Origin of the sequence: Lentibacillus daqui, from assembly GCF_027186265.1 — a bacterium.
Lineage (GTDB): Bacteria > Bacillota > Bacilli > Bacillales > Amphibacillaceae > Lentibacillus_C > Lentibacillus_C daqui.
The window spans coordinates 2,522,574-2,546,628 of sequence record NZ_CP114176.1 but is presented as its reverse complement, the minus strand read 5'-3'; the positions used below and the strand labels follow the sequence as shown (position 1 = coordinate 2,546,628).

General features: G+C 40.4%; 26 protein-coding genes. 16 read left to right on the top strand and 10 right to left on the bottom strand.

The window, feature by feature from the left end; translation table 11 throughout:
* Positions 1 to 76: 76 nt before the first annotated feature.
* From O2S85_RS12930 to O2S85_RS12920, 3 genes are all read right to left on the bottom strand, one after another.
* The gene (locus O2S85_RS12930; RefSeq protein ID WP_269409730.1) at positions 77 to 982 is read right to left on the bottom strand and encodes a peptidylprolyl isomerase; all 906 of its coding nucleotides are present in this window, start codon (positions 980 to 982) and stop codon (positions 77 to 79) included.
* Between the two features lie 128 nt (positions 983 to 1,110).
* Positions 1,111 to 1,296: a hypothetical protein gene (locus tag O2S85_RS12925; protein ID WP_269409729.1), complete on the bottom strand. Its 186-nt coding sequence runs from the start codon at positions 1,294 to 1,296 to the stop codon at positions 1,111 to 1,113.
* A gap of 207 nt (positions 1,297 to 1,503) precedes the next feature.
* A complete protein-coding gene (locus tag O2S85_RS12920; protein WP_269409728.1) occupies positions 1,504 to 2,049 on the bottom strand; it encodes a DUF3267 domain-containing protein in 546 nt (181 codons plus the stop codon).
* A gap of 160 nt (positions 2,050 to 2,209) precedes the next feature.
* On the opposite strand from O2S85_RS12920, the gene O2S85_RS12915 reads away from it, so the two are divergent.
* Positions 2,210 to 2,551, top strand: coding sequence for a DUF1878 family protein (locus O2S85_RS12915; RefSeq protein ID WP_269409727.1), 342 nt, complete (start codon positions 2,210 to 2,212; stop codon positions 2,549 to 2,551).
* Between the two features lie 80 nt (positions 2,552 to 2,631).
* Here O2S85_RS12915 and O2S85_RS12910 read toward each other — a convergent pair whose 3' ends face one another.
* Entirely contained in the window at positions 2,632 to 3,108 is a 477-nt protein-coding gene (locus O2S85_RS12910; RefSeq protein WP_269409726.1) for a GbsR/MarR family transcriptional regulator, read from the bottom strand.
* 560 nt (positions 3,109 to 3,668) lie between these two features.
* Between O2S85_RS12910 and O2S85_RS12905 the strand changes: the two genes are divergently transcribed.
* From O2S85_RS12905 to O2S85_RS12890, 4 genes are all read left to right on the top strand, one after another.
* Positions 3,669 to 4,865 (top strand): quaternary amine ABC transporter ATP-binding protein, encoded by a 1,197-nt coding sequence (locus O2S85_RS12905; RefSeq protein ID WP_269409725.1) that lies wholly within the window; start codon positions 3,669 to 3,671, stop codon positions 4,863 to 4,865.
* Positions 4,858 to 5,709: an ABC transporter permease gene (locus O2S85_RS12900; protein ID WP_269409724.1), complete on the top strand. Its 852-nt coding sequence runs from the start codon at positions 4,858 to 4,860 to the stop codon at positions 5,707 to 5,709. The genes O2S85_RS12905 and O2S85_RS12900 overlap by 8 nt, the downstream gene beginning before the upstream one ends.
* 118 nt (positions 5,710 to 5,827) lie before the next feature.
* Entirely contained in the window at positions 5,828 to 6,727 is a 900-nt protein-coding gene (locus tag O2S85_RS12895) for a glycine betaine ABC transporter substrate-binding protein (protein WP_269409723.1), read from the top strand.
* 95 nt (positions 6,728 to 6,822) lie between these two features.
* Complete coding sequence (locus O2S85_RS12890) at positions 6,823 to 7,734, top strand: glycine betaine ABC transporter substrate-binding protein (protein ID WP_269409722.1); 912 nt, start codon at positions 6,823 to 6,825, stop codon at positions 7,732 to 7,734.
* Between the two features lie 53 nt (positions 7,735 to 7,787).
* On the opposite strand, the gene O2S85_RS12885 is transcribed toward O2S85_RS12890, so the two are convergent.
* Together O2S85_RS12885 and O2S85_RS12880 are read right to left on the bottom strand one after the other, a co-directional pair.
* Positions 7,788 to 8,156 (bottom strand): YtxH domain-containing protein, encoded by a 369-nt coding sequence (locus O2S85_RS12885; RefSeq protein ID WP_269409721.1) that lies wholly within the window; start codon positions 8,154 to 8,156, stop codon positions 7,788 to 7,790.
* 288 nt (positions 8,157 to 8,444) lie between these two features.
* Positions 8,445 to 8,873 carry an HIT family protein gene (locus tag O2S85_RS12880; protein WP_269409720.1) on the bottom strand — a complete coding sequence of 143 codons (429 nt, stop codon included), beginning with the start codon at positions 8,871 to 8,873 and terminating at the stop codon, positions 8,445 to 8,447.
* A 945-nt stretch (positions 8,874 to 9,818) separates the two neighbouring features.
* Between O2S85_RS12880 and O2S85_RS12875 the strand changes: the two genes are divergently transcribed.
* The 4 genes from O2S85_RS12875 (at position 9,819) to O2S85_RS12860 (ending at position 12,555) form a co-directional block, all read left to right on the top strand.
* Positions 9,819 to 10,562 carry an ABC transporter ATP-binding protein gene (locus tag O2S85_RS12875; protein WP_269409719.1) on the top strand — a complete coding sequence of 248 codons (744 nt, stop codon included), beginning with the start codon at positions 9,819 to 9,821 and terminating at the stop codon, positions 10,560 to 10,562.
* Positions 10,555 to 11,766 (top strand): ABC transporter permease, encoded by a 1,212-nt coding sequence (locus tag O2S85_RS12870; protein ID WP_269409718.1) that lies wholly within the window; start codon positions 10,555 to 10,557, stop codon positions 11,764 to 11,766. Before O2S85_RS12875 ends, O2S85_RS12870 begins: the two co-directional genes overlap by 8 nt.
* 147 nt (positions 11,767 to 11,913) lie before the next feature.
* Entirely contained in the window at positions 11,914 to 12,153 is a 240-nt protein-coding gene (locus O2S85_RS12865; protein ID WP_269409717.1) for an AbrB/MazE/SpoVT family DNA-binding domain-containing protein, read from the top strand.
* Between the two features lie 3 nt (positions 12,154 to 12,156).
* The gene (locus tag O2S85_RS12860) at positions 12,157 to 12,555 is read left to right on the top strand and encodes a type II toxin-antitoxin system death-on-curing family toxin (RefSeq protein WP_269409716.1); all 399 of its coding nucleotides are present in this window, start codon (positions 12,157 to 12,159) and stop codon (positions 12,553 to 12,555) included.
* A gap of 72 nt (positions 12,556 to 12,627) precedes the next feature.
* Here the strand turns inward: O2S85_RS12860 and O2S85_RS12855 are convergent, their stop codons facing one another.
* Both O2S85_RS12855 and O2S85_RS12850 read right to left on the bottom strand, forming a co-directional pair.
* A complete protein-coding gene (locus O2S85_RS12855; RefSeq protein WP_269409715.1) occupies positions 12,628 to 13,803 on the bottom strand; it encodes a M20 family metallopeptidase in 1,176 nt (391 codons plus the stop codon).
* 101 nt (positions 13,804 to 13,904) lie between these two features.
* Positions 13,905 to 14,342, bottom strand: a complete 438-nt coding sequence (locus tag O2S85_RS12850; RefSeq protein ID WP_269409714.1) for a ferritin-like domain-containing protein — start codon at positions 14,340 to 14,342, stop codon at positions 13,905 to 13,907.
* Positions 14,343 to 14,462: 120 nt separating this feature from the next.
* On the opposite strand from O2S85_RS12850, the gene O2S85_RS12845 reads away from it, so the two are divergent.
* From O2S85_RS12845 to O2S85_RS12835, 3 genes are all read left to right on the top strand, one after another.
* A complete protein-coding gene (locus tag O2S85_RS12845) occupies positions 14,463 to 15,119 on the top strand; it encodes a phosphatase PAP2 family protein (RefSeq protein WP_269409713.1) in 657 nt (218 codons plus the stop codon).
* Between the two features lie 454 nt (positions 15,120 to 15,573).
* Positions 15,574 to 16,011, top strand: a complete 438-nt coding sequence (locus O2S85_RS12840; protein ID WP_269409712.1) for a disulfide oxidoreductase — start codon at positions 15,574 to 15,576, stop codon at positions 16,009 to 16,011.
* Positions 16,008 to 16,499 carry a thioredoxin family protein gene (locus O2S85_RS12835; protein WP_269409711.1) on the top strand — a complete coding sequence of 164 codons (492 nt, stop codon included), beginning with the start codon at positions 16,008 to 16,010 and terminating at the stop codon, positions 16,497 to 16,499. Before O2S85_RS12840 ends, O2S85_RS12835 begins: the two co-directional genes overlap by 4 nt.
* A 279-nt stretch (positions 16,500 to 16,778) precedes the next feature.
* Here O2S85_RS12835 and O2S85_RS12830 read toward each other — a convergent pair whose 3' ends face one another.
* Positions 16,779 to 17,273 (bottom strand): antibiotic biosynthesis monooxygenase family protein, encoded by a 495-nt coding sequence (locus O2S85_RS12830; protein ID WP_269409710.1) that lies wholly within the window; start codon positions 17,271 to 17,273, stop codon positions 16,779 to 16,781.
* 190 nt (positions 17,274 to 17,463) lie between these two features.
* Here O2S85_RS12830 and O2S85_RS12825 point away from each other — a divergent pair, with 190 nt between their 5' ends.
* From O2S85_RS12825 to hemY, 4 genes are all read left to right on the top strand, one after another.
* Positions 17,464 to 19,662 (top strand): transglycosylase domain-containing protein, encoded by a 2,199-nt coding sequence (locus O2S85_RS12825; protein ID WP_269409709.1) that lies wholly within the window; start codon positions 17,464 to 17,466, stop codon positions 19,660 to 19,662.
* A gap of 192 nt (positions 19,663 to 19,854) precedes the next feature.
* The gene (gene hemE / locus O2S85_RS12820) at positions 19,855 to 20,904 is read left to right on the top strand and encodes a uroporphyrinogen decarboxylase (RefSeq protein WP_269412580.1); all 1,050 of its coding nucleotides are present in this window, start codon (positions 19,855 to 19,857) and stop codon (positions 20,902 to 20,904) included.
* Between the two features lie 32 nt (positions 20,905 to 20,936).
* A complete protein-coding gene (hemH, locus tag O2S85_RS12815) occupies positions 20,937 to 21,878 on the top strand; it encodes a ferrochelatase (protein ID WP_269409708.1) in 942 nt (313 codons plus the stop codon).
* Entirely contained in the window at positions 21,875 to 23,272 is a 1,398-nt protein-coding gene (gene hemY, locus O2S85_RS12810) for a protoporphyrinogen oxidase (protein ID WP_269409707.1), read from the top strand. The genes hemH and hemY overlap by 4 nt, the downstream gene beginning before the upstream one ends.
* Positions 23,273 to 23,413: 141 nt before the next feature.
* On the opposite strand, the gene O2S85_RS12805 is transcribed toward hemY, so the two are convergent.
* Positions 23,414 to 23,896, bottom strand: coding sequence for a hypothetical protein (locus O2S85_RS12805; protein ID WP_269409706.1), 483 nt, complete (start codon positions 23,894 to 23,896; stop codon positions 23,414 to 23,416).
* Positions 23,897 to 24,055: the final 159 nt, after the last annotated feature.

The following is a 24,055-nucleotide window of genomic DNA, read 5'->3' as shown; positions in this document are numbered from 1 at the left end:
AAATGGAGGCAAGTTATAAGAACTTGACTCCATTTTTTTATATGCTCAGAATGTGGATCAGCTGAGCTTGTCCAGGTTATTTTTTATCTTTATCTTCTTTTTGATCCTTGGCGTTATCATCGTCTGAGTTAAACAATCCCTTAAATTGTTTGTCTTCCACTTTGATATCAGCATCTTTCATAAGTTTATCAATTTTTTGCTGTGCTTTTTGTGGATCCACTTTTTGGTTTATGATCTCGCGACGAATGTCATCCTTTACATCTTCATATTTGCCAACGTCCTGATCGGATTTTTTCTTGCCGGTTACTTTAATGATGTGGTAACCAAATTGGGATTTAACTGGATCACTGATTTCACCTTTTTTCATGCTGTAGGCCGCGTCTTCAAATGCGGGATCCATTTTTCCGACTGAGAAGTAACCCAAGTCACCACCCTTTTCGGCAGAAGCTTTGTCTGTGGAATACTTCTTGGCCAACTTGGCGAAATCACCGCCGTTATCCAATTCTTTTTCGACCTTTTCCGCAGTTTTTTTATCGTCAACAAGAATGTGTGATGCCTTGATTTGTTCTTTCATGCGATCGTAATGTTGTTTGATTTCTTTTTCCGGAATATCGATATCCTCGGAAAGAGCCTGCTCTTGTAACATACTGAGGCGAACCATGTGACGGAACTCGTCTTCATCTTTAATTCCCTGTTGTTGCAAGGCCATCTCAAATTGATCGCCCATTTGGTCTTTGGCTTTCTTCACTTCTTTATCCACTGCTTTATCGGAAACATCGTATTTGTCGTTTAATACTTTCTCGGTTACCATTTGCTGTAGAACCTGATCACCGGCCTGATCCTTTAATTGATCATAAAAATCTTCTTTAGTTATATTGCCGGCATCAGTTTTGACAACTGTCTGTGATGAATCATTGTTTGTACATGCGGACAGTCCAAGGACACCAGCTGATAATGTGAGAGCAATGACTAGTTTTTTCATCGAATTAAACACTCCTAATCTGATTGTTTCCTAATTGATTTTGAAACTAATGATAAATATACCACATTTTTATTCAAAAAAAAAATAGTGCAAGGATAAAAAGAGATATTTCTTTGCAGATTAGGTTGTTAGCTTATCACATTTGTGACCTTCACATACGAAGAAACCAATAAAATAATGATCATAATATTAATCATGCGAAACACACGGGATTGTTTATGCCGGTTCATTTCCAATTTTAAACAGAATTGGTTCGTTAATGAATTAAAGATCAGCAGAATAAAAAGCGCGTAAACAACAAAAAAGATTACCATGTGTATATTCCCCCCTGAATACAAAAGCAAATGGTGTGTTATATATTTAATAATCAAATGATGTGACACCTGTAAGTATTACTTTATCAAAATATAGACTTCATGAACAGAGCCGATTAGTATTTAACACAAAAAAGAGGACCTGTTTAAACAGATCCTCGTCTCGTATCATTTTTCTGCTTTCTCGGATGAATGCCTTGTTTTTCTTTAATCCTGGGCATTGACCAGTATTGCATACGCCCCATTTTCATTTTCAATTAGCGATTTTTTTGGTGCTTTGTGCAAATGAATCATATATATAAAATCGGAAAACGATACACCGATATGAAAGGCGGTAATTAATACGATAGGCAGATAATAATCATCTGTCACGTAACTGGCAATGATCCCTGGTACGGTAATCAGAATAGTTGGTGCCAGGGCAACCCATATCGACAGCTGCTTGGATATACGGGCCGTTGGGAAATACGTTAATGCAGGCAGAATGATTTTTTTAATTTTAATCTTCATGTTTGTTCGTTTATTCGTTATGATTAATGGTAAAATATGCATAAACGAATGTACAAAAGGCAAGATAATAAACAAAATACCGAATAGAATCATACCATTCTTGTTTATGCTAGGAGTTCCATGGATAAAGGATAGTGGGACATACAAACAAATAAAAGCCGCAATTCCGATCAAAAGTGAAAGCGAGTAAATACGGGTTAAACCAAATTCCTTATTAAAATTAAACGATTTCCAGCAATTCATTTTTGACCCTCCTGTCAGACACATTCGTTTATCCTCAATTCAAGAGAATCATAGTATGTTTTTGGCCAAAAAGCAATAGGTATTCACAAAAAAATATTCCTTTCCTTTTTTCGGGATTTTCGGTAGGCTAAAAGTAGCATTACATAGGGGGTAGGTTTAGTTGGACAAGTTACAAAATGATGATACCATATATTTTCATTTGCAATTGTTAGCGAAATTAATTGATATGAAGCAATATCCCTTTAGTAAATTAATCATTGATCATCGGGTTACCTTCCAGGAATATAAGGATTTGCTTGATCTTCTTGCCAATTTAAATGAACAATATGGAATACAAAAAGAAGAAGGGTTATTAAATTTTACGGCATTGCTTGTACATTTTGCCGGCATGTTAACAGTGAAACTGGATCCAACCGAAACTATTTTTGCATTAAAAAAAGAAGGATATTACCCTTCTTTAATGGACGAATTTATTAAAATATTGGAAGATGATCGTACATGACTTCGGATAATGGTTGATTCATTAAGTAAGATAAGCAGCATTGAAATGGCCCGATTCCAACATATTAACAGTATGATTCGTTAGTTATTCTTCATTTTCTGAAAAGCGGCTTCGATTTGATGATGGAATGCAATAATATTCTGTAATCGGCCACGAAGGGATATAACACCCTGATTATTTTGTTCTTCCTTCATGCTCGTCAACAATTCTTCCAGTGATTCCCTTTGATTGCTGGTTGCGTCAATCCATTTTGTGATGGATGTGTGCATAAACGATTTAAATAAATGGGCGTTTGCCTGATATAAATCTTTTCGAACTCCTTTTCGCCATACCCTCGTTACCAGATTTGCATCAACCAAACTTCTAACGCTTGTACTCATCGTAGTCTTGCTCTTTCCCAATGCTTCACTCATTTCATCCAGTGTCATTGGATCCCCATACAAATATAAGAAAGTAAATAAACGTGCCTCAGATGAAGATAAATTGAACATTTCAATAGTTGGTGCAAACTCACTTATTATTTTTTGCATCATCCATTCCTTTTGTTGATTAACCATAATATCCTCCTAAAAGAGAATGGTTCCAAATCAGCAATAACTGAATTTGCCTTATTGCCTAAGTTCTTTGAATCCACCCCTCAAACCCTGATATATAAAGGTTACAACAAAAAGGGAAATAATGAAAATGGGTCATTACATAGAAAACAAGCGGAAATTGGCGTAATTAAAAGCATATTGGATTAAGAATATGTACAGTTCAAACTGTACGAAAAATATGTTTGAAATCAGTGGTATTTAGTGTTTGAACTGTACAACTAAAACATTGTATAGTAATAGAGTGATTGAAAGCCGAATGATCTCTGATGAAACATTATTGAACTATTATTTTTCTGTTCAGCTGCCCAATCATCAGTTGAACGATTTTTCTAGTTTAATAAATTATGCATGGATGTAACCTGATAGAAAAGTAGCAAGACGAATGACATGCTTCATTGGAATGTTAATGAATGATACAAGGGAAAGCGGATCAGTTATTTTTTAGATCTGTTCCTTGTAACAATTGGGCTTAATCAATTTTGATACGGTATATAAAAAATTGTTAGAGAGAGGTGAAGGGAATGCCGGTTATTGAAGTCAAAGATTTGACCAAAATATTTGGAAAAAATCGAAAAGCGGCGCTGAAGCTTTTGAATGAAGGCAAGACAAAAGCAGAAATTTTAGCGGAAACTGGCTGTACAGTAGGGGTTAACCGTGCCTCTTTTTCTGTTGAACCCGGAGAAACATTCGTAATTATGGGTTTATCCGGTAGTGGGAAATCAACGTTGGTTCGATTAATTAACCGTCTAATTGAACCAACAAAAGGAAACGTGCATATTGATGGCGAGGATCTCGCAGTCATGGACAAAAGTTCGTTACGCAAAGTACGCCGGGAAAAACTAAGTATGGTATTTCAACAATTTGCCTTATTTCCTTATCGAACCATCCTGGAAAATGCAGAATATGGTTTGGAAATCCAAAAGGTACCCAAAGAAGAACGAAGAAAGCGGGCAAAGGAAGCGTTGGAACTTGTTGGTCTTGGGAACTATTTAGAACAAACCCCCGGCCAGCTATCAGGCGGTATGCAACAGCGTGTTGGACTTGCACGGGCACTTGCCAATGACCCGGAAGTGCTATTGATGGACGAAGCATTTTCCGCACTTGATCCATTAATCCGTAAAGATATGCAGGACGAACTCATTGATTTACAAGCTAAAATGCAGAAAACCATTATATTCATCACACATGATTTGGATGAGGCATTGCGGCTTGGTGATCGAATCGCCCTGATGAAGGATGGATCGATCGTCCAGATTGGTACACCAGAGGAAATTCTGGTACATCCAGCCAACGATTATGTGGAAAAATTTGTCGAGGATATTGATCGCTCCAAAGTGTTAACCGCACAACATATTATGCGGCGTCCGGAAACCATCAACATCGAAAAGCATGGTCCGCGGGTAGCCTTGGAACGCATGCGTGAAGAAGGTTTATCAAGTATTTTTGTTGTCGATCGGCATCGCAATTTGAAAGGATATGTCACGGCAGAAGATGCTTCAGATGCCAGAAAAAATGATGTTCGCGATATTAATGAAATTATTAAAAATGACATACCGCGGGTTGAAAGTGATACACCCATGAACGACATCTTTAATATCATTTACGATGCTCCAATTCCGGTTGCTGTTGTGGAAGATGGTAAACTACTGGGAATTATTATTCGCGGTACGGTAATCTCAGCATTGGCCGGTGAAGGAGAGGTGAATTTGAATGCTTGATGATGCATTAGATTTTGTGAAAGAGATTCCTATAGCTGAATGGGTTGAAAGTTTTACCGATTGGATAACGGATGTATTTGCATTTCTATTTGACCCCATTAAAGAGCAATTTGGCGACTTCATGGAATTAACTTCCGATTTGTTAAGTCAAATACCAGCGCTTATTGTGATTATCATCATTGCGTTGATTGCCTTTTTCGTTTCCGGAAAAAAATGGGGGCTGGCTGTTTTTTCGATTGTTGGATTATGGCTAATTTATAACCAGGGAATGTGGGACAAATTAATGGACACATTTACACTCGTCTTGATATCTAGTGTATTGTCAGTCATTGTTGGCGTTCCATTTGGTATTTTAATGGCAAAAAGTAAAATTGCTGAGGCTATTCTCAAGCCGATATTGGACTTTATGCAGACCATGCCCGCGTTTGTATATTTAATCCCTGCCGTTGCCTTTTTCGGAATCGGAATGGTACCAGGGGTATTTGCCTCATTAATCTTTGCCACACCACCTACCGTTCGTTTCACCAACCTGGGCATTCGTGAGGTTTCCAAAGAACTGGTTGAAGCGTCAGAGGCATTTGGTAGTACCGGTGCACAAAAATTATTCAAGGTTGAACTGCCAATGGCCAAAACAACAATCATGGCAGGAATTAACCAGACAGTCATGCTGGCACTATCGATGGTTGTTATTGCATCCATGATTGGTGCACCGGGACTTGGACGAGAGGTACTATCGGCATTACAACGTGCAACGGTCGGAACAGGCTTTGTTGCCGGATTGGGAATTGTTATTCTGGCTATCATTATCGACCGGTTGACACAAAGTATGAATGCCAAAAAATAAACATGGTTGGTTAGCTTTTTACTATGCACAAACGTTCAAAAGGGGGTTCACCGCCTTTGAGCGTTTGCAGTGAGAATTTCCATATATTAAAAACTACAAAAAGGGGAGATTCATAGTTATGTTTACACTTAACTGGAAACGTCTTGGCGTAGCAGCCGGACTATCATTATCATTAGTTGCTGCAGGGTGCGGTTCAGATGATGATGCTTCATCAGATAAAGATTCAGATAGCGGTTCGTCAGGAGATAAAAAAATTGAACTTTCATATGTAGAATGGGATACAGAGGTTGCCTCCACAAACGTGATTGCCAAAGTATTGGAAGATGAAGGATTCGATGTGACGGTAACCCCACTTGATAATGCTGTCATGTGGCAATCAGTAGCTTCCGGAGAGTCTGACGGTATGGTTGCTGCATGGTTGCCAGGTACACACGGTGATTTATATGAAGAGCATAAAGATGATGTAGAAGACTTAGGTACGAACCTTGAAGGTGCAAAAATTGGTTTGACGGTACCAGAGTATATGGATGTAGACTCGATTGAAGATTTGAAAGACGAAGCGGATAAAACCATCACCGGTATTGAACCGGGTGCCGGCGTTGTACAACACGCTGAACAAGCTGTAGACGATTACGATAATCTGAATGGCTGGGAAGTGGAAACATCCTCCAGTGGTGCCATGGCTTCTGCCTTGGGTAAAGCAATTAAGAAAAAGGATCCAATCGTTATTACTGGCTGGTCTCCACACTGGATGTTCCAGAAATATGACCTGAAATATCTGGATGATCCGAAAAACTCATTCGGTGATGCAGAAGAAATTAGAACGATGGTTCGTAAAGACTTGAAAGATGACATGCCTGATGCTTATAAAATTCTGGATAACTTCCAGTGGGAAACAGATGACATTGAAAGTGTTATGTTAGATATCCAAAATGGAGAGGATCCGGAAGATGCTGCAGCAAAATGGGTGGAAGATAATCAGGATAAGGTAGACGAGTGGACAGAAGGCGTAGAATAATCAGCCAATTGCTTCGTAAAAAGTGAATAATGCTTGAAGGAATGCTGATAAACTATTTATCAGCATTCCTATTATAAGGAGGAGTTCAACTTTATATGAATCATCTAACTAAAAAATATGTTGTTTTGATGATTGCCGTGCTATTTATATTGATTGCAGCCGGTTGTTCGGGAAACAAAGCAAACGGTGATGGAGAGAAAACAGATATAGGTGAAGCAGTAGATTATACGATCACTGGTATTGAGCCCGGAGCAGGAATTACCGTAACAACAGAAAAGGCTTTGAAAGAATATGACAATTTAAAAGGCTGGGATGTGGAAGAGGCGTCTACAGCGGCCATGATGGAGGAACTGGGGAAAGCGATTGATAAAGAAGAGCCAATTGTGGTAACTGGTTGGAACCCCCATTGGATGTTTGCTAAATATCCGGATATGAAATACCTGGATGATCCGAAAGGGGTTTACGGTGAAACAGAAGTAATTAAAACGCTTGCACGCAAAGGGCTAAAGGAAGATAAACCGGAAGCCTATAAATTGCTTGATCAGTTCCAATGGGAAGTGGAAGATATGGAAGACATTATGTATGAGGCAACCAAATCCGGAGCAGATATTGACGATGTAGCGAAAGAATGGGTAGAAGAAAATCCGGATAAAGTAGACGAATGGACAAAAGGTGTTGATGATGTAGACGGTGAGGAAATTGAATTGGTATCAACCCCGTGGGATTCTGAACGCGCTTCCTCGGGTGTGGTAGCAGAGGTATTAAGGTCAAAAGGCTTTGATGTTACCGTTACCCCGGTTGATGTCGCCGTCGTATTCAAATCGGTAGCCAATGGTGACGGTGATGCGACGTTGGCCGCTTGGATGCCAATGACGCATAAAGACTTTTATGATAAATATGACGGGCAGTTTGAAGATTTGGGTGAAAATTTAAAGGGAGCTAAAATTGGCTTAGTTGTTCCAGATTATATGGACATAGACTCCATTGAGGATTTAGAGCCGAAATAATACTAAAACGAAAGCGCACTGAAAACATCCAGTACGCTTTCGTTTTAGTATGTTCAATATTCCTCTTGTTCGTTCTTCATTTTCTCCTCAAGATCTTTTAAGCTGGATTCGATTTGTTCCAAGTAGTGTTTGATGTTTTGCTGATGGGGTTCAACGGATTGTTTCCATTCTTGTACTGAGACCTTCATTTCCTGGGTTAAATCCTTGATTAATGCAGCACCTTCTTTGGAGGTATTGGTAATTTGCTCCTTCAGTCGTAATCCATCCCGTTTGAGATCCGCAATCATTTGTTTCCATTCAGCACCTTGTTGTCTGGCCCGATAACGTAATTCCTTACCGGAGGATGGCGCACTTAGCAGTGTAGCTGTGGCACTTGCAACGCCTCCAATAACAAATCCCAATAATAAACTGCTTTTAGACATATCATAACGCCCCTTTCAACTCATAGTATATGTTTTCCTCTTAACACGGTTATGAAACGTGTTTCGTTAAGGGAATATGTAATTTTTCGGATGTATAGATGATGAAGCAAAGCGGAACGTACAAAACAACTTCCACACTTCTATTATAAAGGTTTTTTAGGTAAAAGTATAAGGATAAGGTAAAAAAATTATATGAAAATGGGCAGCAGTGAGCAAGATTTTTGTACAAAAACCTCCGACAAATTATTATGTCAGAGGTTTTATCAATAACCGGGATATTAAGGATAATTATTTAATCGCTGTACCAATCTCCTTGGCAATTTGCTGCAAGTCATCAGAAGAATAGTCATTTTCATGCGTGTACCAGCCTAACTGGTAACCGTCACCTTCTCCATACCGCGGAATGATATGGATATGTAAATGAAAAACGGATTGTTCTGCTGGTGCCTCGTTGTTATTTAACAAGTTCATCCCAATTGGCTTGTACACTTCTTTAATTGCATTGGCTATTTTGGGAATTCGGGCAAACAATTCACTGGCAACTTCCGGTGAGGTTTCATAAATATTTTTCGTGTGTGTCTTTGGAATCACAAGTGTGTGTCCTTTAGTAATTTGGCTGATATCCAAGAATGCGTATACTTGGTCATCTTCATACACTTTTGCTGATGGGATGTCACCATTAATAATTTTACAAAAAATACAATCCTCATGTTGCATCGTATCCACTCCTTCATCCTTTTCTCTTATTGTATATAGAAGTGGTTGAATATGTAAAGTTTTCTGTTGCTTTGTCTTACATGGTATCAACTGAAAAGATGTTTGAGCCTAAACATCGACTGGAAATAAGGAATATCAACCAAATATACTATAGTGTCAACCGGAGATAGAGGATATCAACCAAAAAAGTCATAACATCGACCGGAAAAGGCTAACATCAACCAAAAGTTTTGCAATATCAACCAGATAAAGTAAATATCGACCCAAACCTGGGAACTATCGACCACAAAGCCCTTTTAGTGAGTGTTCAAAAAGGAGGATAAAAAGGACCGAGAAGTTCTAGGCGGCGTAGCTTTGAGCACCGGAGTGTACATAAAAGGTACATGAGGAGCGGAAAAGCAAGCCAACGACGAAATTCGACGTGTCATTTTTACCGGACTTTTTGAACATCCCCTTTTAGAAAAAACAGGACTGACCCGGAATTCCGGACCAGTCCTTGAAGAACGGTGTTTGTATCTAACGTTGGGGACTTGGTAATTTTGTTAATGTCCATTTGGCCAATTAACGTCATTACAAAAACCTTTTTGTCAGCATCTCAAGGTATCCCTTGGGATGAATTCTGGCAGAAGGGTTTTATTTCATTAGATTATCTTTCACCAACACCTCATTTTTGTGTTAATTTACAAATTCAGTTTAGCCTCTTTTTCCAACACTAACACCTCATTTGTGTTTTGACACGAAAAATTTTGTTTAGTGAATCAACCCCGTTCTTCACTAGCTATTTTGTGCGGTTTTGCTCGTTTCATACATATAAGTTAAAAGTTTTTGGGACGATTTTTTAAAATGAATTTGCGGTGATGTCGAATTTCCTTGCACACTTTGCTTTGGCATCTGGGAGCATAAATGGTAAAATTTTAAGTAGGTAAGTAACGAGGAGGAAGTCTTTTGAAACCATTGTTACATATAGAGAACCTGCACGGTGGGTATACCCATAAAAATGTACTGCATGGTATTTCGTTTGATGTGTATCCCCATGAGATTGTTGGTTTAATTGGATTAAATGGAGCCGGTAAAAGTACGACGATTAAGCATATTATTGGTCTAATGCAGGCAAAAAAAGGGACGGTTTCTGTAAACGGAAAAACCTTTGCAGAAAACCCGCAAAATTACCGTAGTCAGATGGCTTATATTCCAGAAATGCCGATCTTATATGATGAGTTAACATTATATGAACATTTGCGCTTAACGGCGATGGCGTATGATGTGCCGGAAGATGTGTTTGAAAAAAGACTTCATCCATTGTTAAAGGAATTTCGGATGGAGAAAAAATTAAAATGGTTCCCTGTACATTTTTCCAAAGGGATGCGGCAGAAGGTCATGATCATGTGTGCCTTTCTAATCGAACCATCCTTGTATGTTGTGGACGAGCCATTTGTTGGTTTGGATCCACTTGGCATTCAGTCTTACTTACAATTGATGAATCATATGAAAGACAACGGTTCTGGCGTGTTGATGTCCACCCACATTCTGGCAACTGCAGAACGCTATTGTGACCGGTTTGTTATTTTGCACGATGGAAACATTCGCGCTATTGGCACATTAAAAGACTTGCAGCGTGATTTCCAAATGCCTGGTGCAACGCTCGATGATATCTATGTTCAATTAACAAAGGAAGAAAGCCATGTTTGATGCCAACCAATTTTTTAAACAACGGTTTTCTCAGCATTTAAAGGAGACAAGCCGTTATCTAAAATACATTTTTAATGGGCATATTGCGTTTGCCATGCTGTTTTTTATCGCAGCGGCTGCTTACTATTATCAACAATGGCTCACCCGTATGCCCGAAAACTTCCCAACCGACTGGATCATTGGCATTGTTTTTGGACTTTTGGTCAGTTACAGCCCTGTCCGCACGTTATTAAAGGAACCTGACCTGGTTTTCCTGATTGCCGCTGAACATAAGCTTGGGGCTTATTTTCGGAATGCCTTAATTTATAGTTTTGTCATCCAGCTTTATTTGATTTTGCTCGCAGCAGCGGCATTTGGACCACTTTATTTTGCATCTTTTTCAGAGCGAAGTGGCAGTGAATATCTGATTACGATTGTGGTTGTGCTGATTTTTAAAGTATGGAATTTGCTTGCCAACTGGTGGATGCTTAAAGTACGCGATCTGGCAACCAGACGTACGGATATACTGTTAAGGGTCTTGCTCAATTGTGCGGTGTTTTATTTACTTGTTCATGGAAATATCCTGTTTGCAGCAATTGCAACGGTCGTATTTATTATCTTGTTTTTATATGACTATAGTATTTCAAAAAAACAGGCTGGTCTTGTTTGGGATGTGTTGCTGGAAAAGGATCAGAACCGCATGCAATTCTTTTACCGGATTGCGAATATGTTTACCGATGTACCGCACCTGAAAAATCGGGTCAAGAAACGGCAATGGTTGGTTAATCTTGTCAATCGGGTTCCGTTTCGCCAAAAGTCAACTTTCGACTATTTATACCGGATTACTTTCATCAGAAGTGGAGATTATCTCGGGATGTTTGTTCGGTTACTTGTCATCGGCGGCTTGCTGATTTATTTTATTCCGAACGGCTGGGTAAAAATTGTTTTTGCGTTATTGTTTTTATACTTAAGCAGTTTCCAGATGATGACTTTATACCAACACCATCGCACTGTTATCTGGCTGGATATCTACCCTGTATCAATCCAATTGCGGAGAGATGCTGTATTAACATGGTTATATAAGCTTACCTTTATTCAAACGATTATATTTGCTGTGTTGTTTGTGTTGATCGGGGATTATTTGGGTGCTGTGATTACTTTGATCGGCGGTGCCTTGTTCAATTATTTGTTTATTACCGGATATGTGAGAAAAAAATTGGCGTAAGAGGGATTGTTGAAAGCAATCTCTCTTATTTGTTTTAACTTTTTACAAACTATGGTATGATGTAAGTAAATACAAATGTACTAACATACGTATATTTTGTCCTCAAATGAATATACTTGGAAATAAAAAGGAATGAGTGTGTTAAGCATGGATAAAGAAACCAGAAAAGTGGTACCATTTGGGAATAGCGTGGGAGTAGGCATCCCGAAAAAAATTTTAGAAACATTAAATATTCATCGTGGTGATGAAATGGAATTTGAAATAAGAAACGATGAGATTGTTATGCGTAAGAAAGAAAAATTGGAAGACCAGGTGGATCCGGAGATGTTGAAAATGCTTCAGGAAACCTTTCGTGATCACAATGAATTACTGGAAAGATTGAAGTAGGCCATGGATATACATTATTTAAGTGTTAGAGATGTTACAATCATTCACTTTATGGTCATGAAAAAATATGGTGAAGGGGAACAGGTGGGGATCAAGGAACAAGGTTTGTTGGAATCGGCTGTATATCGCCCACAACAATCTGTATTTGGTGAAGATGCCTACGTAAGCTTATGGGATAAAGCAGGCGCCTTTTTTGAGTCCTTGGTACAAAACCATTGCTTTTTTAATGGCAATAAACGAACTGCATTTACCAGCCTTGACATCTTTTTAAAGAAAAATGGGTATTATATTATCCCTGATACGGACACTAACGAAGCGTTTACGTACCAGGTGGCGGAAAGGAAAATTCACACTGGTAAGATTTCTGCTTGGATACGGCTGCATGCTGTGGAAAAAAGGTAGTTCACTACTATATACCCACAAATCTAACAGGTTATCCCAAACACAGTTGTGTCAGGAGATAACCTGTTTGCGTTACCGATGCCATTCTTGATATTTTAAGTAAGCATCGATGAGTGTTTTCGCAGCAATCGGCATTGCCTTTTCATTAATGTCAAATTTCGGGTGATGGTGTGGATATGGATTTTCTCCTTTTTGAGCACCAGTAAAGAAAAAGGCACCAGGGCGTTCTAACATGTAATAGGCAAAATCCTCACCCGCCATGGACGGATCAACCGCTTCACTGGAAACCACATCGGGCAGCTCGTTTCCAACCTCCAATACCAATTCTGCTTCTTTTGGATGATTGATCAATGGCGGATAGCCTTTTTCATAATTAAACTTATAGGTTGCGTTGCTTGCTATACACGCACCTTTGATGATCGTTTCCATTTCGCTGATGATCTTCTCCTGCAATAACGGGTCAAAGTAGCGGACGGTTCCGATTAATGTTGCTTTGTCAGCAATGATATTGAATGCGGAGCCACCTTCAAATTTTCCCACGGTAATGACTGCTGTTTTCAATGGGTCCATTCGTCGCGCAACGATTTGCTGAAGCTCGACAAGTAATTGTGCGCCAATCACTAATGCATCCTTTGTTTCGTGTGGATAACCACCATGCCCGCCTTGACCCTGAATTGTAATGTTGAAACGGTCAGCACCTGCCATAAAAGCAGTTTTCGATGTTTGCAAAACACCAATAGGGGTGGTTGCCCATAGATGCGTACCAAACACTGCATCAACATCATCAAGTACGCCCGCTTCAATCATCGGTTTTGCTCCACCAGGTGCGTATTCTTCGGCATGTTGATGTAAAAAGATGATGGTACCAGGCAGCTCGTGTTGGAATGGCTGAACTGCTTTGGCCAATGCCAATAATTGGGCGGTATGGCCATCGTGACCACAGGCATGCATGACCCCATCAACTGTTGATTTATAGAGTACATCATTTTCTTCTTGAATAGGCAATGCATCAAAGTCAGCGCGCAAGCAAATTGTTTTACCGGGTTTACCACCTTTTAATGTCGCGACAACGCCGTTTCCGCCAACATGACTTTGATAAGGAATGCCTAATTCCTCATAAAAGTTGGCAATGAATGATGCTGTTTCAGTTTCTTTAAATGACAATTCCGGATGTTGATGTAAATGACGGCGTATCTTCACCGTTTCCGGGTATAAATCATCAATCGCTTTATGTAAATCTTCCCGCATGGATCATTCCTCCTGCATAGTTGGTTATGTTATATTATATCATTTTTTGGAAAAAACGAAAAAGGATGACCGAATCAGTCATCCTTAAAGGAAGTAGTATTTTATTCAGAAATTCTTGGATCAGCAAGTAGTCGTTCTACCTCTTCTTTATGATGCGTTTCATCAGCAATGATATCTTCCAACTTTACCACCAGTTCGGTATAGCCCAACTTATCAGCAAGTTTTTTTCTTTCTTCATAGCGATCGATTGTATCGGATTCTGCTTGTAATGTCGCTTTCAAAAGGTCTCTTACTTGGGTAGGCTGCTCAACTTTCGCAGATTCAGTCGTTGGTGTACCGCCCAATGCACTGATTTTTTCCGATAAATAGGCGGCATGACCCATTTCATCATTAATTTCTGATTCAAAAAACGGCTTTAATGCAGAGCGATACAATCCAGAAACGACGGCGGCACTGTACGTATATTGAATGGCTGCACCATATTCATGTGCCAAATCAACGTTTAATCCATCAATTAACTTTTTTAAGTCTTCGTTCATTTTTATCCATCCTTTCACATTTCTTTTTTTTCATTCGTACGCCTATATTTATTAGGTTCCCGGAAAAGAATAGTTTAAACATGTAATTTGTAATACTATTGGTTGCAGGAGGTTTTCAGGTTGAATCACAACATGCGGTATTTTTATTATTTTCTGTTGCTGCTGCTTACGGGTGTCATTATTGTCTGGGCGTTCGATGCATATACTGGCAGAATCCCATACCTTGATCAGTGGACAGAAGCTTTTGCAGAAAACATGGCTGGAACGAAATTATATGCGGTTTTTCGCTGGTTTACGGAATTCGGATCAGGTTCATTTTTATTTCCTTTTGTCGTAATCATAAGCTTCCTTGTTGGACTGATGTATCGTGATTGGTTTTCGGGAGGGATGGTCGCCAGTGGAGTGATTGTTTGTTATCTGCTTAATTATGGTATCAAGTTTATTGTTGCCAGAGATCGCCCGCGGGTGTCGGCAGCAGCGGATGCGGTTGGATATAGCTTTCCCTCCGGACATTCGATGCTTTCTATCGTCTGTTATGGGTTGTTTGTTTATTTTATGGTTGGGAAATTACGGACGAGAAAGGCAGCTGTCTGGTTGGAAATATGTTTCGCACTACTTGTCCTGATGATCGGGCTCAGCAGGTACATCATTCGGGTCCATTATTTAACCGATGTCATAGCGGGCTTTGGTATTGGTTTGCTTTATCTGATGATCTGGGTTAGGGTGTATCGATATGTCCAGCGATTGCGCGGCCGTCGAACACCGGAGACAGGCTAAGGGAGTGCCTCCGAATGTTTTTGAAGTTGAAAAAGCCACCAGCCGGGACAAAGGCAACTTACCAAAATAAATAGAGAAAACCAGCCGATAAAAATTCACAAACCTTTCATAAATCTTTAGACACAGTATCTTTTCTTGACTACGGAAAAGGGTCAGCTGCATTATCAATCAACGGATACAAAGTTGATCGGGCACAGCCAAAAGTCGATCGAACCGGACGTACAGTTGATCGAGGGTAGCCAAAAGTTGATCGGGCACGGCTGAAAGTTGATCGAAAACAGTTACAAGACGATCAAAACGCGCGAACGGTTGATTAAGTGGAGGAAATTCAATGAACTGTTCTTGGCGGTAATGTTTTTTAAATGGCCTCTTGTTCGCATGTCCCTTGATTGTTTTTTTCAGGGTTGCACTGTATAATACGGGTGTATCTTGAAATTAAGGGAGATTTACATAAATGAAAAACGAAAAGTCAGGGGAGACGATTCTGTTTGTTATTTGGGGACAAGCAGTCATTGCGTTTGTCGGTAGTTTGTTTTTCTCAGAGGTTATGGGATATGTCCCGTGTGAACTCTGTTGGTTCCAGCGGATTTTGATGTATCCATTGGTGATTATCTATGGTGCCGCAATGGTCAAAAAGGATTTGGCGATTGCTCTGCCGGGACTTATCCTAAGCGGGATTGGTCTGCTTGTATCCATCTATCACTATTTGGTGCAAAAACTGCCCGCCCTACAGGAAGCTGGTGGATCATGCGGGGTCATTCCGTGTAATACGGAATATGTGAATTACTTTGGATTTATTACGATCCCATTTCTAGCAGGGGTTGCATTTATCGTTATTTTTGTACTTCATCTGGTTTTACTTAGACAGCAAAAGGGGGAAGCAGGACGTTGAAAAAGAAGATGATCATTTTCGCAGTGATAATTGTTGTGTTGTTTGCAGCATTGTACTTTGTCACTGTTTTTAAAAACAAACAAGCAGTTGATGAGCATGATAATCCATACGGAAAAAATGATTTGAAACAGGAGACAATTGATCAACTGGATGATCCAATGTATCAAAATCAAATCATACCAGATAAACTAGATGAGAAATTGGCAAATAAAGAGGATATGTTTGTTTATTTTTACAGTCCAACTTGCCCGCATTGCCAACGTGTGACACCAGTGCTTGTTCCGCTGGCAGAGGATCTTGGCGCGGATGTGAAGAAGCTTAACCTTTGGGAGTTTGACAATAAATGGGATACGTATGCGATCGAATCAACCCCAACACTTGTTTATTACAAAAATGGGAAAGAAGCCGATCGAATTAGCGGAGAAGGCCAAACAGAAGAAGAAACAAAGCAAATGTATCAACACTTTTTAAAAGAACACGTAGAATAATGGTGGGACAAAGGGACAGGAGAACCATCCGGGGCCTACCAAAAAACGGGAAAGCTGATAAAACGCATGAAACCGCTGATATAAGTGAAATAATCGCTGATAGACCACTCAAAACCGCTGATACAAGTGCAAAAGTCGCTGATAGAACACGCAAAACCGCTGATACAAGTACAAAAGTCGCTTATACAACAAACAAAACCGCTGATAAAAATGCTATGCAGCATCAGCGGTCCTACACTAATCCCCGTCAAATAGGGACACAGGAACGTCCCTGTGTCCCTATTCTTGTTTGACCATTTGGTAGGTTGTGATAAATGGTTTGGCTGCTACATATGCTGGTGGTTTTGCGGCTTGGTTCTGATGCTGCTTTTTAAAAGTGCTGGAGTTCTTCCAGTTTTCGAAATCGTGTTCAGATGCCCACTGGGTGACAACAACGTATGTATTGCCTTTTCGGGGACGAAGCAGACGGAAGGCCTGAAACCCTGGCATATGATCCAGTCCGCTTTTGCGTTGTTTAAACCGTTCTTCCACTTTGGTCGTGCCATCGTCAGTCACTGGAATATGGTTCATGACAACATATCCCTTTTTGGCAATCTCACCTTGAGACTCGATCACGTCATAGGCACTGCCTGCGACAAATACACTTTTTTCCTTTCCCTCATAATACGCCAGCGTACCTGAGTCGCCTGCCATGAAATAAAATGGGATATCAGGATATTTGTCCTGCAGTTTTTGCAAAAAATCATATGTTCCTTTCGTCATATATGCATGCACATTTCATTCTCCTCTCGTAAATAGTTTCCTAAATTATAGATGCTTTAAGAACATACTCTTATTATGTATACCCTCGACCAAAGAAAAATAACACATTACCATATAATAATAATTATCATCTAATAGTAATTAAAACGCTTTTCGATTGTCACATTCTGTCGTATAATGGATGAGATAGTAGAGGTGAACTATGAAAAGAAGCGACAAGCATATAGAAAGAAGAAGTGATCGACATACCAAAAGAGGATGGAAGTCATTACCGCGAAAAATAAAATGGTCCATTAGTATCATTGGGTTTCTCCTCATTTTAGGGTTGATTGGATATGGTGTTGTTTTTTTCGGCGGGGCTTTCATAGCCGATCAGGAGGACATGGAACTGGATGCAACCACAACGATTGAAACCCAGGAAGGGGAAGTGCTTGCCTCTGTTTACCATAAAAACCGTACATTGATTGATCGTAAAGATATTCCGGATAATATAAAAAATGCTTTTATTGCCATTGAAGATCGACGTTTTTACACGCATGGCGGTATTGATTTTAAATCTGCTGTTCGTGCGGTTTACAAAGATGTGATTGCAATGGGAAGGGTTGAAGGTGGAAGTACGATTACCCAACAACTTGCGAAAAATTTATTTTTGACTAATGATAAAACGTTGATGCGAAAAACAAAGGAAGCACTGGCAGCCATTTATTTGGAACGGCATCTTTCCAAGGATGAAATTTTAGGGCTATATTTGAATCAAATGTATTTTGGCCGTGGTGCATATGGTATTGAAACGGCATCACAAATGTATTTTTCCAAATCGGCACGTGACTTAACTCTATCAGAAAGTGCATTGCTGGCAGGGATGGCAAAAGGGCCAAATGGATATTCGCCAATTGACCATCCTAAAAAGGCATTGACCCGGAGAAATATGGTACTTCAAGCGATGGAAGATACCGGAATGATTTCAACCGAAGACCGTACCAAGGCACAGGATAAGCCATTGGGTTTGGATGTGAAGCAAGAAGAAACAAACCATGTGGCTGACAGTTATGTGGATCTGGTCATGAAAGAAGCTGCAGATAAGCATGAATTATCGATTGATGAGTTAAAGCGTGGGGGTTACCGAATTGTCGTCAATATGGATGAATCAACCCAGCAAATTGCCTATAACTTATTTCAAAAGCCAGACTACTTCCCAGGTAATACCGCGGGGGTTCAAGGTGCTTTCGTCATGATGAATCAACAAGACGGTGGAATTGTTGCTGCAATCGGCGGTCGTGATTATGAACTTGGTGGGTTGAATCGGGTTACAGTGAAAAGACAGCCTGGTTCAACCATCAAGCCGATCGCTGTCTATGGCCCGGCAATGATGAAGAAAAAATTTCAACCTTATTCATTGATACCGGACCAAAAGAAGGATTACAACGGGTATTCGGCAACCAATTATGACGGTCAATATGATGGTGTCGTGTCCATCTACCAGGCATTAGTACAATCAAAAAACACACCGGCTGTCTGGTTATTAAATAATTTGGGCATAGCTGATGCTAAAGCGTACCTAAAAAAGATGGGGATTACCCTGCCTGATAAAGGATTATCGATTGCCCTTGGCGGACTAAAAGAAGGTTTAACACCAATGGATATGATGCAAAGCTACGGGACATTTGCCCACAATGGAGAAATGATTTCGGCTCACACCATTGATCGGATTTATGACCGGGACAATCAACAGATATTCCGGGCAAAACCGAAGCCGAAAAAAGTTTTCACGCCGCAAGTTGCCTGGAACATGACGGAAATCCTGTCGTCCGTCGTGGAAAATGGAACAGGTCAAGCTGGAGACTATAACAAAGCTCTGGCAGGAAAAACCGGTTCTACCCAGCACCCACACGTGGAAGGGACTGATAAGGACGCCTGGTTTGTCGGTTACACACCCCAATATGTGAGTGCATTATGGATGGGTTATGATGATTCGGATAAGGATCACTATCTAACAGGAGGTAGCGAGTATCCAACCATGTTAACCAAGGCGATTTTGACGGAAATGGATAGGCAAAATTCGTTAACAGCTTCCTTTACCAAGCCGGAACATGTGAAGACTGTGCCAAAGCCGGTCAAACTGCCGGAAACAACAAAAATAAAGATAACTTACCAATTCGGTGGATTACAGCTGGTTAAAGGGAAAATAACCTGGAATGCAGCACAAGATGATCGAGTGGAATATCATATTTATCAGAAACAAAAGGGAGAACTTCCCAAGCGAATTGGCACTGTTCAAGATAATGAATTTGAGGTGGGCGATGTTTCAATGTTTCATCCACCATCTTATTTCGTTGTACCATATGATCCACTAACAAAAACCGAGGGTAATCGATCGAATGTAGTCGAACCTTCCCTGTGATCCAAAAGAATGTTCAGGTAACTTTTTCATTGAATTAAAGACAAATTAATGACAATTACTGTAGACTGCTATACAGAATCAATAGAAATCGGTATAGTAATTAGGGAAGTTCATTAGATCACAAGCTTGAAAGTATTGGTTTTAAAAAGATGTTTAATTGTACAAGTGATAAGCATGAAAAAGGGTGAAAAAATGGCGAAACAAATTAATGATGCGATTATTAAAGCCTACAAAGGCGGGCAAACGGATTATACGCCTGTCTGGTATATGCGACAAGCTGGCAGATCACAAAAGGAATATCGGAAATTAAAAGAGAAATATTCTTTATTTGAGATTACCCATCAACCAGAATTATGTGCTTATGTGACCCGTCTGCCAGTTGAACATTATGGCGTTGATGCAGCGATCCTGTACAAGGATATCATGTCACCATTACCGGCAATTGGTGTTGACGTGGAGATTAAGAAAAATGTCGGGCCGGTAATTGATCATCCGATCCGCAATTTCCAGGATGTGGATCGGTTAGGAACGATTAATCCAAAAGCGGATGTGCCATATGTGCTGGATACGATCCGTCTCTTGACCGAGGAACAGCTTGATGTACCGCTTATCGGTTTTACAGGAGCCCCTTTCACACTTGCAAGCTACATGATAGAAGGCGGCCCTTCAAAAAATTATCATCAAACGAAAGCTTTTATGTATCAGAGTCCTGAAAGCTGGTTTCCTTTAATGGACAAATTGGCAGATATGATTGTTACGTATGTGAAAGCACAAATCCACGCTGGGGCAAAAGCCATCCAAGTGTTTGATTCCTGGGTTGGAGCGCTTAGCAAGGATGATTATCGGACCTTTATCAAGCCGGTCATGAAGCAGATTTTTACCGAATTAAAACAGGAAAATGTTCCACTGATTTTATTTGGCGTAGGTGCAAGGCATTTACTGCTGGAATGGAACGATTTGCCGGTTGATGTGATTGGACTTGATTGGCGCACTTCGATCACGGAAGCAAGACAAATGGGTGTGACGAAAGTATTGCAAGGTAATCTGGATCCAGCCATTTTACTTACCGATTGGAAGACAATTGAGGATCGAACCAAAGGAATTTTAACAGAAGGTGTCAAACAATCAGGTGGCTATGTCTTTAATTTGGGGCATGGTGTAACTCCGGACATTAAACCGGCAACATTGAAACAGCTAACGGAACTCGTGCACACATATTCCAGTGTAGCGAAGACAAGATAAGCAGCAACATTGCTCAGAAAGGATGTTAGAACATGGAAAGAAAGCAAATGGGATTACTAGTTATGGCTTATGGCACACCATACAAAGAAGAGGATATTGAACGATATTACACGGATATTCGTCATGGCAGGAAACCAACACCGGAAATGCTGGAAGATTTAAAAAGCAGGTACAAAGCAATCGGTGGCATTTCCCCGCTGGCCAGAATCACGGAAGAACAGGCCAAAGCTTTGGAAACAAATCTAAATCAACAACAGGATGAATATGAATTTCATGTCTATATCGGCTTGAAACATATTGAACCCTTTATTGAAGATGCGGTCGAGCAAATGGTAAAGGATGGTATGGAAGAGGCTGTATCGCTCGTTCTGGCACCACATTATTCGACGTTCAGCGTGATGGCTTACAATCAACGGGCAAATGATGCTGCGGCTAAACACGGAAAACCCAAGATTGTTTCCGTGGAAAGCTGGTATAATGAGCCAGGATTTATTGATTTTTGGGCCAAACAAATTAATCAAGTATACGACAAGATGCCGGAAGAAGAGAAAGAAAATGCTTGTTTGGTTATTTCTGCACATAGTTTGCCAGAGAAAATTCTGCAAAACGGGGATCCATACCCTGACCAATTAAAAGAAACAGCCAAATTGATTTCCGAGAAAACCGGTATTACCAATTATGCGATTGGCTGGCAAAGTGAAGGAAATACTCCTGATCCATGGCTGGGACCAGATGTGCAGGATTTAACGCGCGAATTGTATGAACAACAGGGCTATCGTTCGTTTGTGTATGCACCGGTTGGTTTTATTGCCGATCATCTGGAAGTGCTTTATGACAATGATTATGAATGTAAAGTCGTTTGTGATGAATTGGGTGCAACCTATCACCGGCCAGAGATGCCAAATGCCCAGCCAGAATTCATCGATGCATTGGCAACCGTCGTTATGAAAAAAGTAAGAAGTGAAGCAAAGTGAGTAAACAGAAACGAATTTTGATCGTTGGTGGCGGAATTACTGGATTAACAGCGGCTTTCTATCTGCAAAAGGAGATTCAGGCCAGCCAGCTGCCTTATGAAGTGAAACTCGTGGAAGCCAGTCATCGGGTTGGCGGCAAGGTCAAGACCTATAAACGGGACGGTTTTGTCATTGAACAAGGGCCAGACTCCTTTTTGGAACGAAAAAAACCTGCTGTCAAACTGGTTGAGAACCTTGGCATTCAGGATCAGCTTGTTCGTAATGGCACAGGACAATCCTATATTTTGGTTGATCATAAATTGCACAAAATGCCAAAGGGCTCATTCATGGGTATCCCAATGCAAAAGCGGCCATTCCTGTTTTCCGGGATTGCCTCATGGAAAGGTAAAGCACGGGCTGGCCTTGATTTAGCTCTGCCAAAAGGAAAGGTACAGCATGACCAATCTCTGGGCCGTTTTTTGCGGCATCGTTTTGGCGATGAACTGGTTGAAAATTTAATGGAGCCGCTATTATCGGGAATTTATGCTGGTGATATTGATGACATGAGCTTGATGGCTACCTTTCCTAACTTTTATCAGTTGGAACAGGAATATGGCAGTTTAATCAAAGGTTTGCAGGAAACCAGACCGAAGCCAGCGAAGAAAAAGAAGCCGAAAAAAGGAATGTTTTTATCATTTTCCGGTGGTTTGGAGACTTTAATTGACGCATTACGCGAGCAATTGGGTGATATGATTCAACTAAACGCAACGGTTGATCATATTGAAAAAAAAGACCACGGATACCATGTATTATTGGACAATGGGGATGTCTATAAAGCGGATGCTGTGATAATGGCTACGCCGCATTACAGTGTGCCGAAAATATTTAGTCAATATGATTTCTTTAAGACATTTAATGAGATTCCTGCTACATCAGTGGCGAATGTTGCCATGGCTTTTGATCAATCAGCCATTAAGAAGGATATTGATGGCACCGGGTTTGTTGTATCAAGAAACAGCGATTTTCGGATTACGGCTTGCACCTGGACCCACAAAAAATGGCCAACCACGACACCAGACGGCAAGGTGTTGTTACGCTGCTATGTTGGCCGTCCAAACGATCAATCCGTTGTTGATGTGTCTGATGATGAAATGGTCGATATAGTCTTACATGATTTGAATCAAACGATGAACATTACACAACAACCAATATTCAGTGTCATATCACGCTGGAAAAATGCGATGCCACAGTATACGGTTGGTCACAAGGAACGTATTGCGCAAGTACGACAGGAAGTAGCGAATCAATTACCTGGCGTCTTTTTAACCGGAAGCTCCTACGAAGGAATTGGCTTGCCTGATTGTATAGAACAGGGAGAAAAGGCGGTCTCAGAAGTGTTGTCGTTTTTACAATAGAATTTCGTACAGATACTTGAATTGTTAGAAGGAGAGTCCTTGAATGGCTTAGGACTCTCCTTTTTTTCGCCAAGAAAGCAGTGCCTATCGATCCCGGCTGCCGGACAGAAACACCTAGCGAAACCTGCAATCATCTACCACTTAAAAACATTGAAACGATACTATTCGATTAAGGTCAATGCCAAAGTATACCCATCTATTGAAACGCCATCTAAAACCTGCAACCGAGTTTCGACCTACAAAGGTAGGGAAAAACCAAAAAGAATCCCGATTATTTAGCCATATATAGGTGAAGCGGAACAAGCAGCCTCGAATCGCGCCTGGGTCCACCGCAAAAGTTTGGAATTGTGGTTGTGTTGGTATGAAGGATGGTGGAGGACTAGTAGGTGCTCCAGCAGTCTGTCCTCCTCCTGGTATCCCAGGTTGACCTCCAGGAAAACCGGATGGACCTCCACCTGGGAATCCTCCAGGAAAACTGGATGGGCCTCCACCGGGAAAACCTCCAGGGAAACCACCAGATGGGCCTCCACCTGGGAATCCCCCGGGGAAACCGGGCATATTAAATCGTTCATCATATTCATCATATTCATCGTATTCGTCATATGGCGGATAATAAAAGTTCATGTTCATGATTCCTCCTCAAAAAATTCTTCTGTATACTATATGGATATTAGTCTAGTCTGGACTGGGCGGATGAAGTAAAAATTTATTTGGTGTAGTGTTTTACCCTGATATTCGAATACTATGAATCCCTCTTGCGCTCGTTTACAGGTGGTATTACAG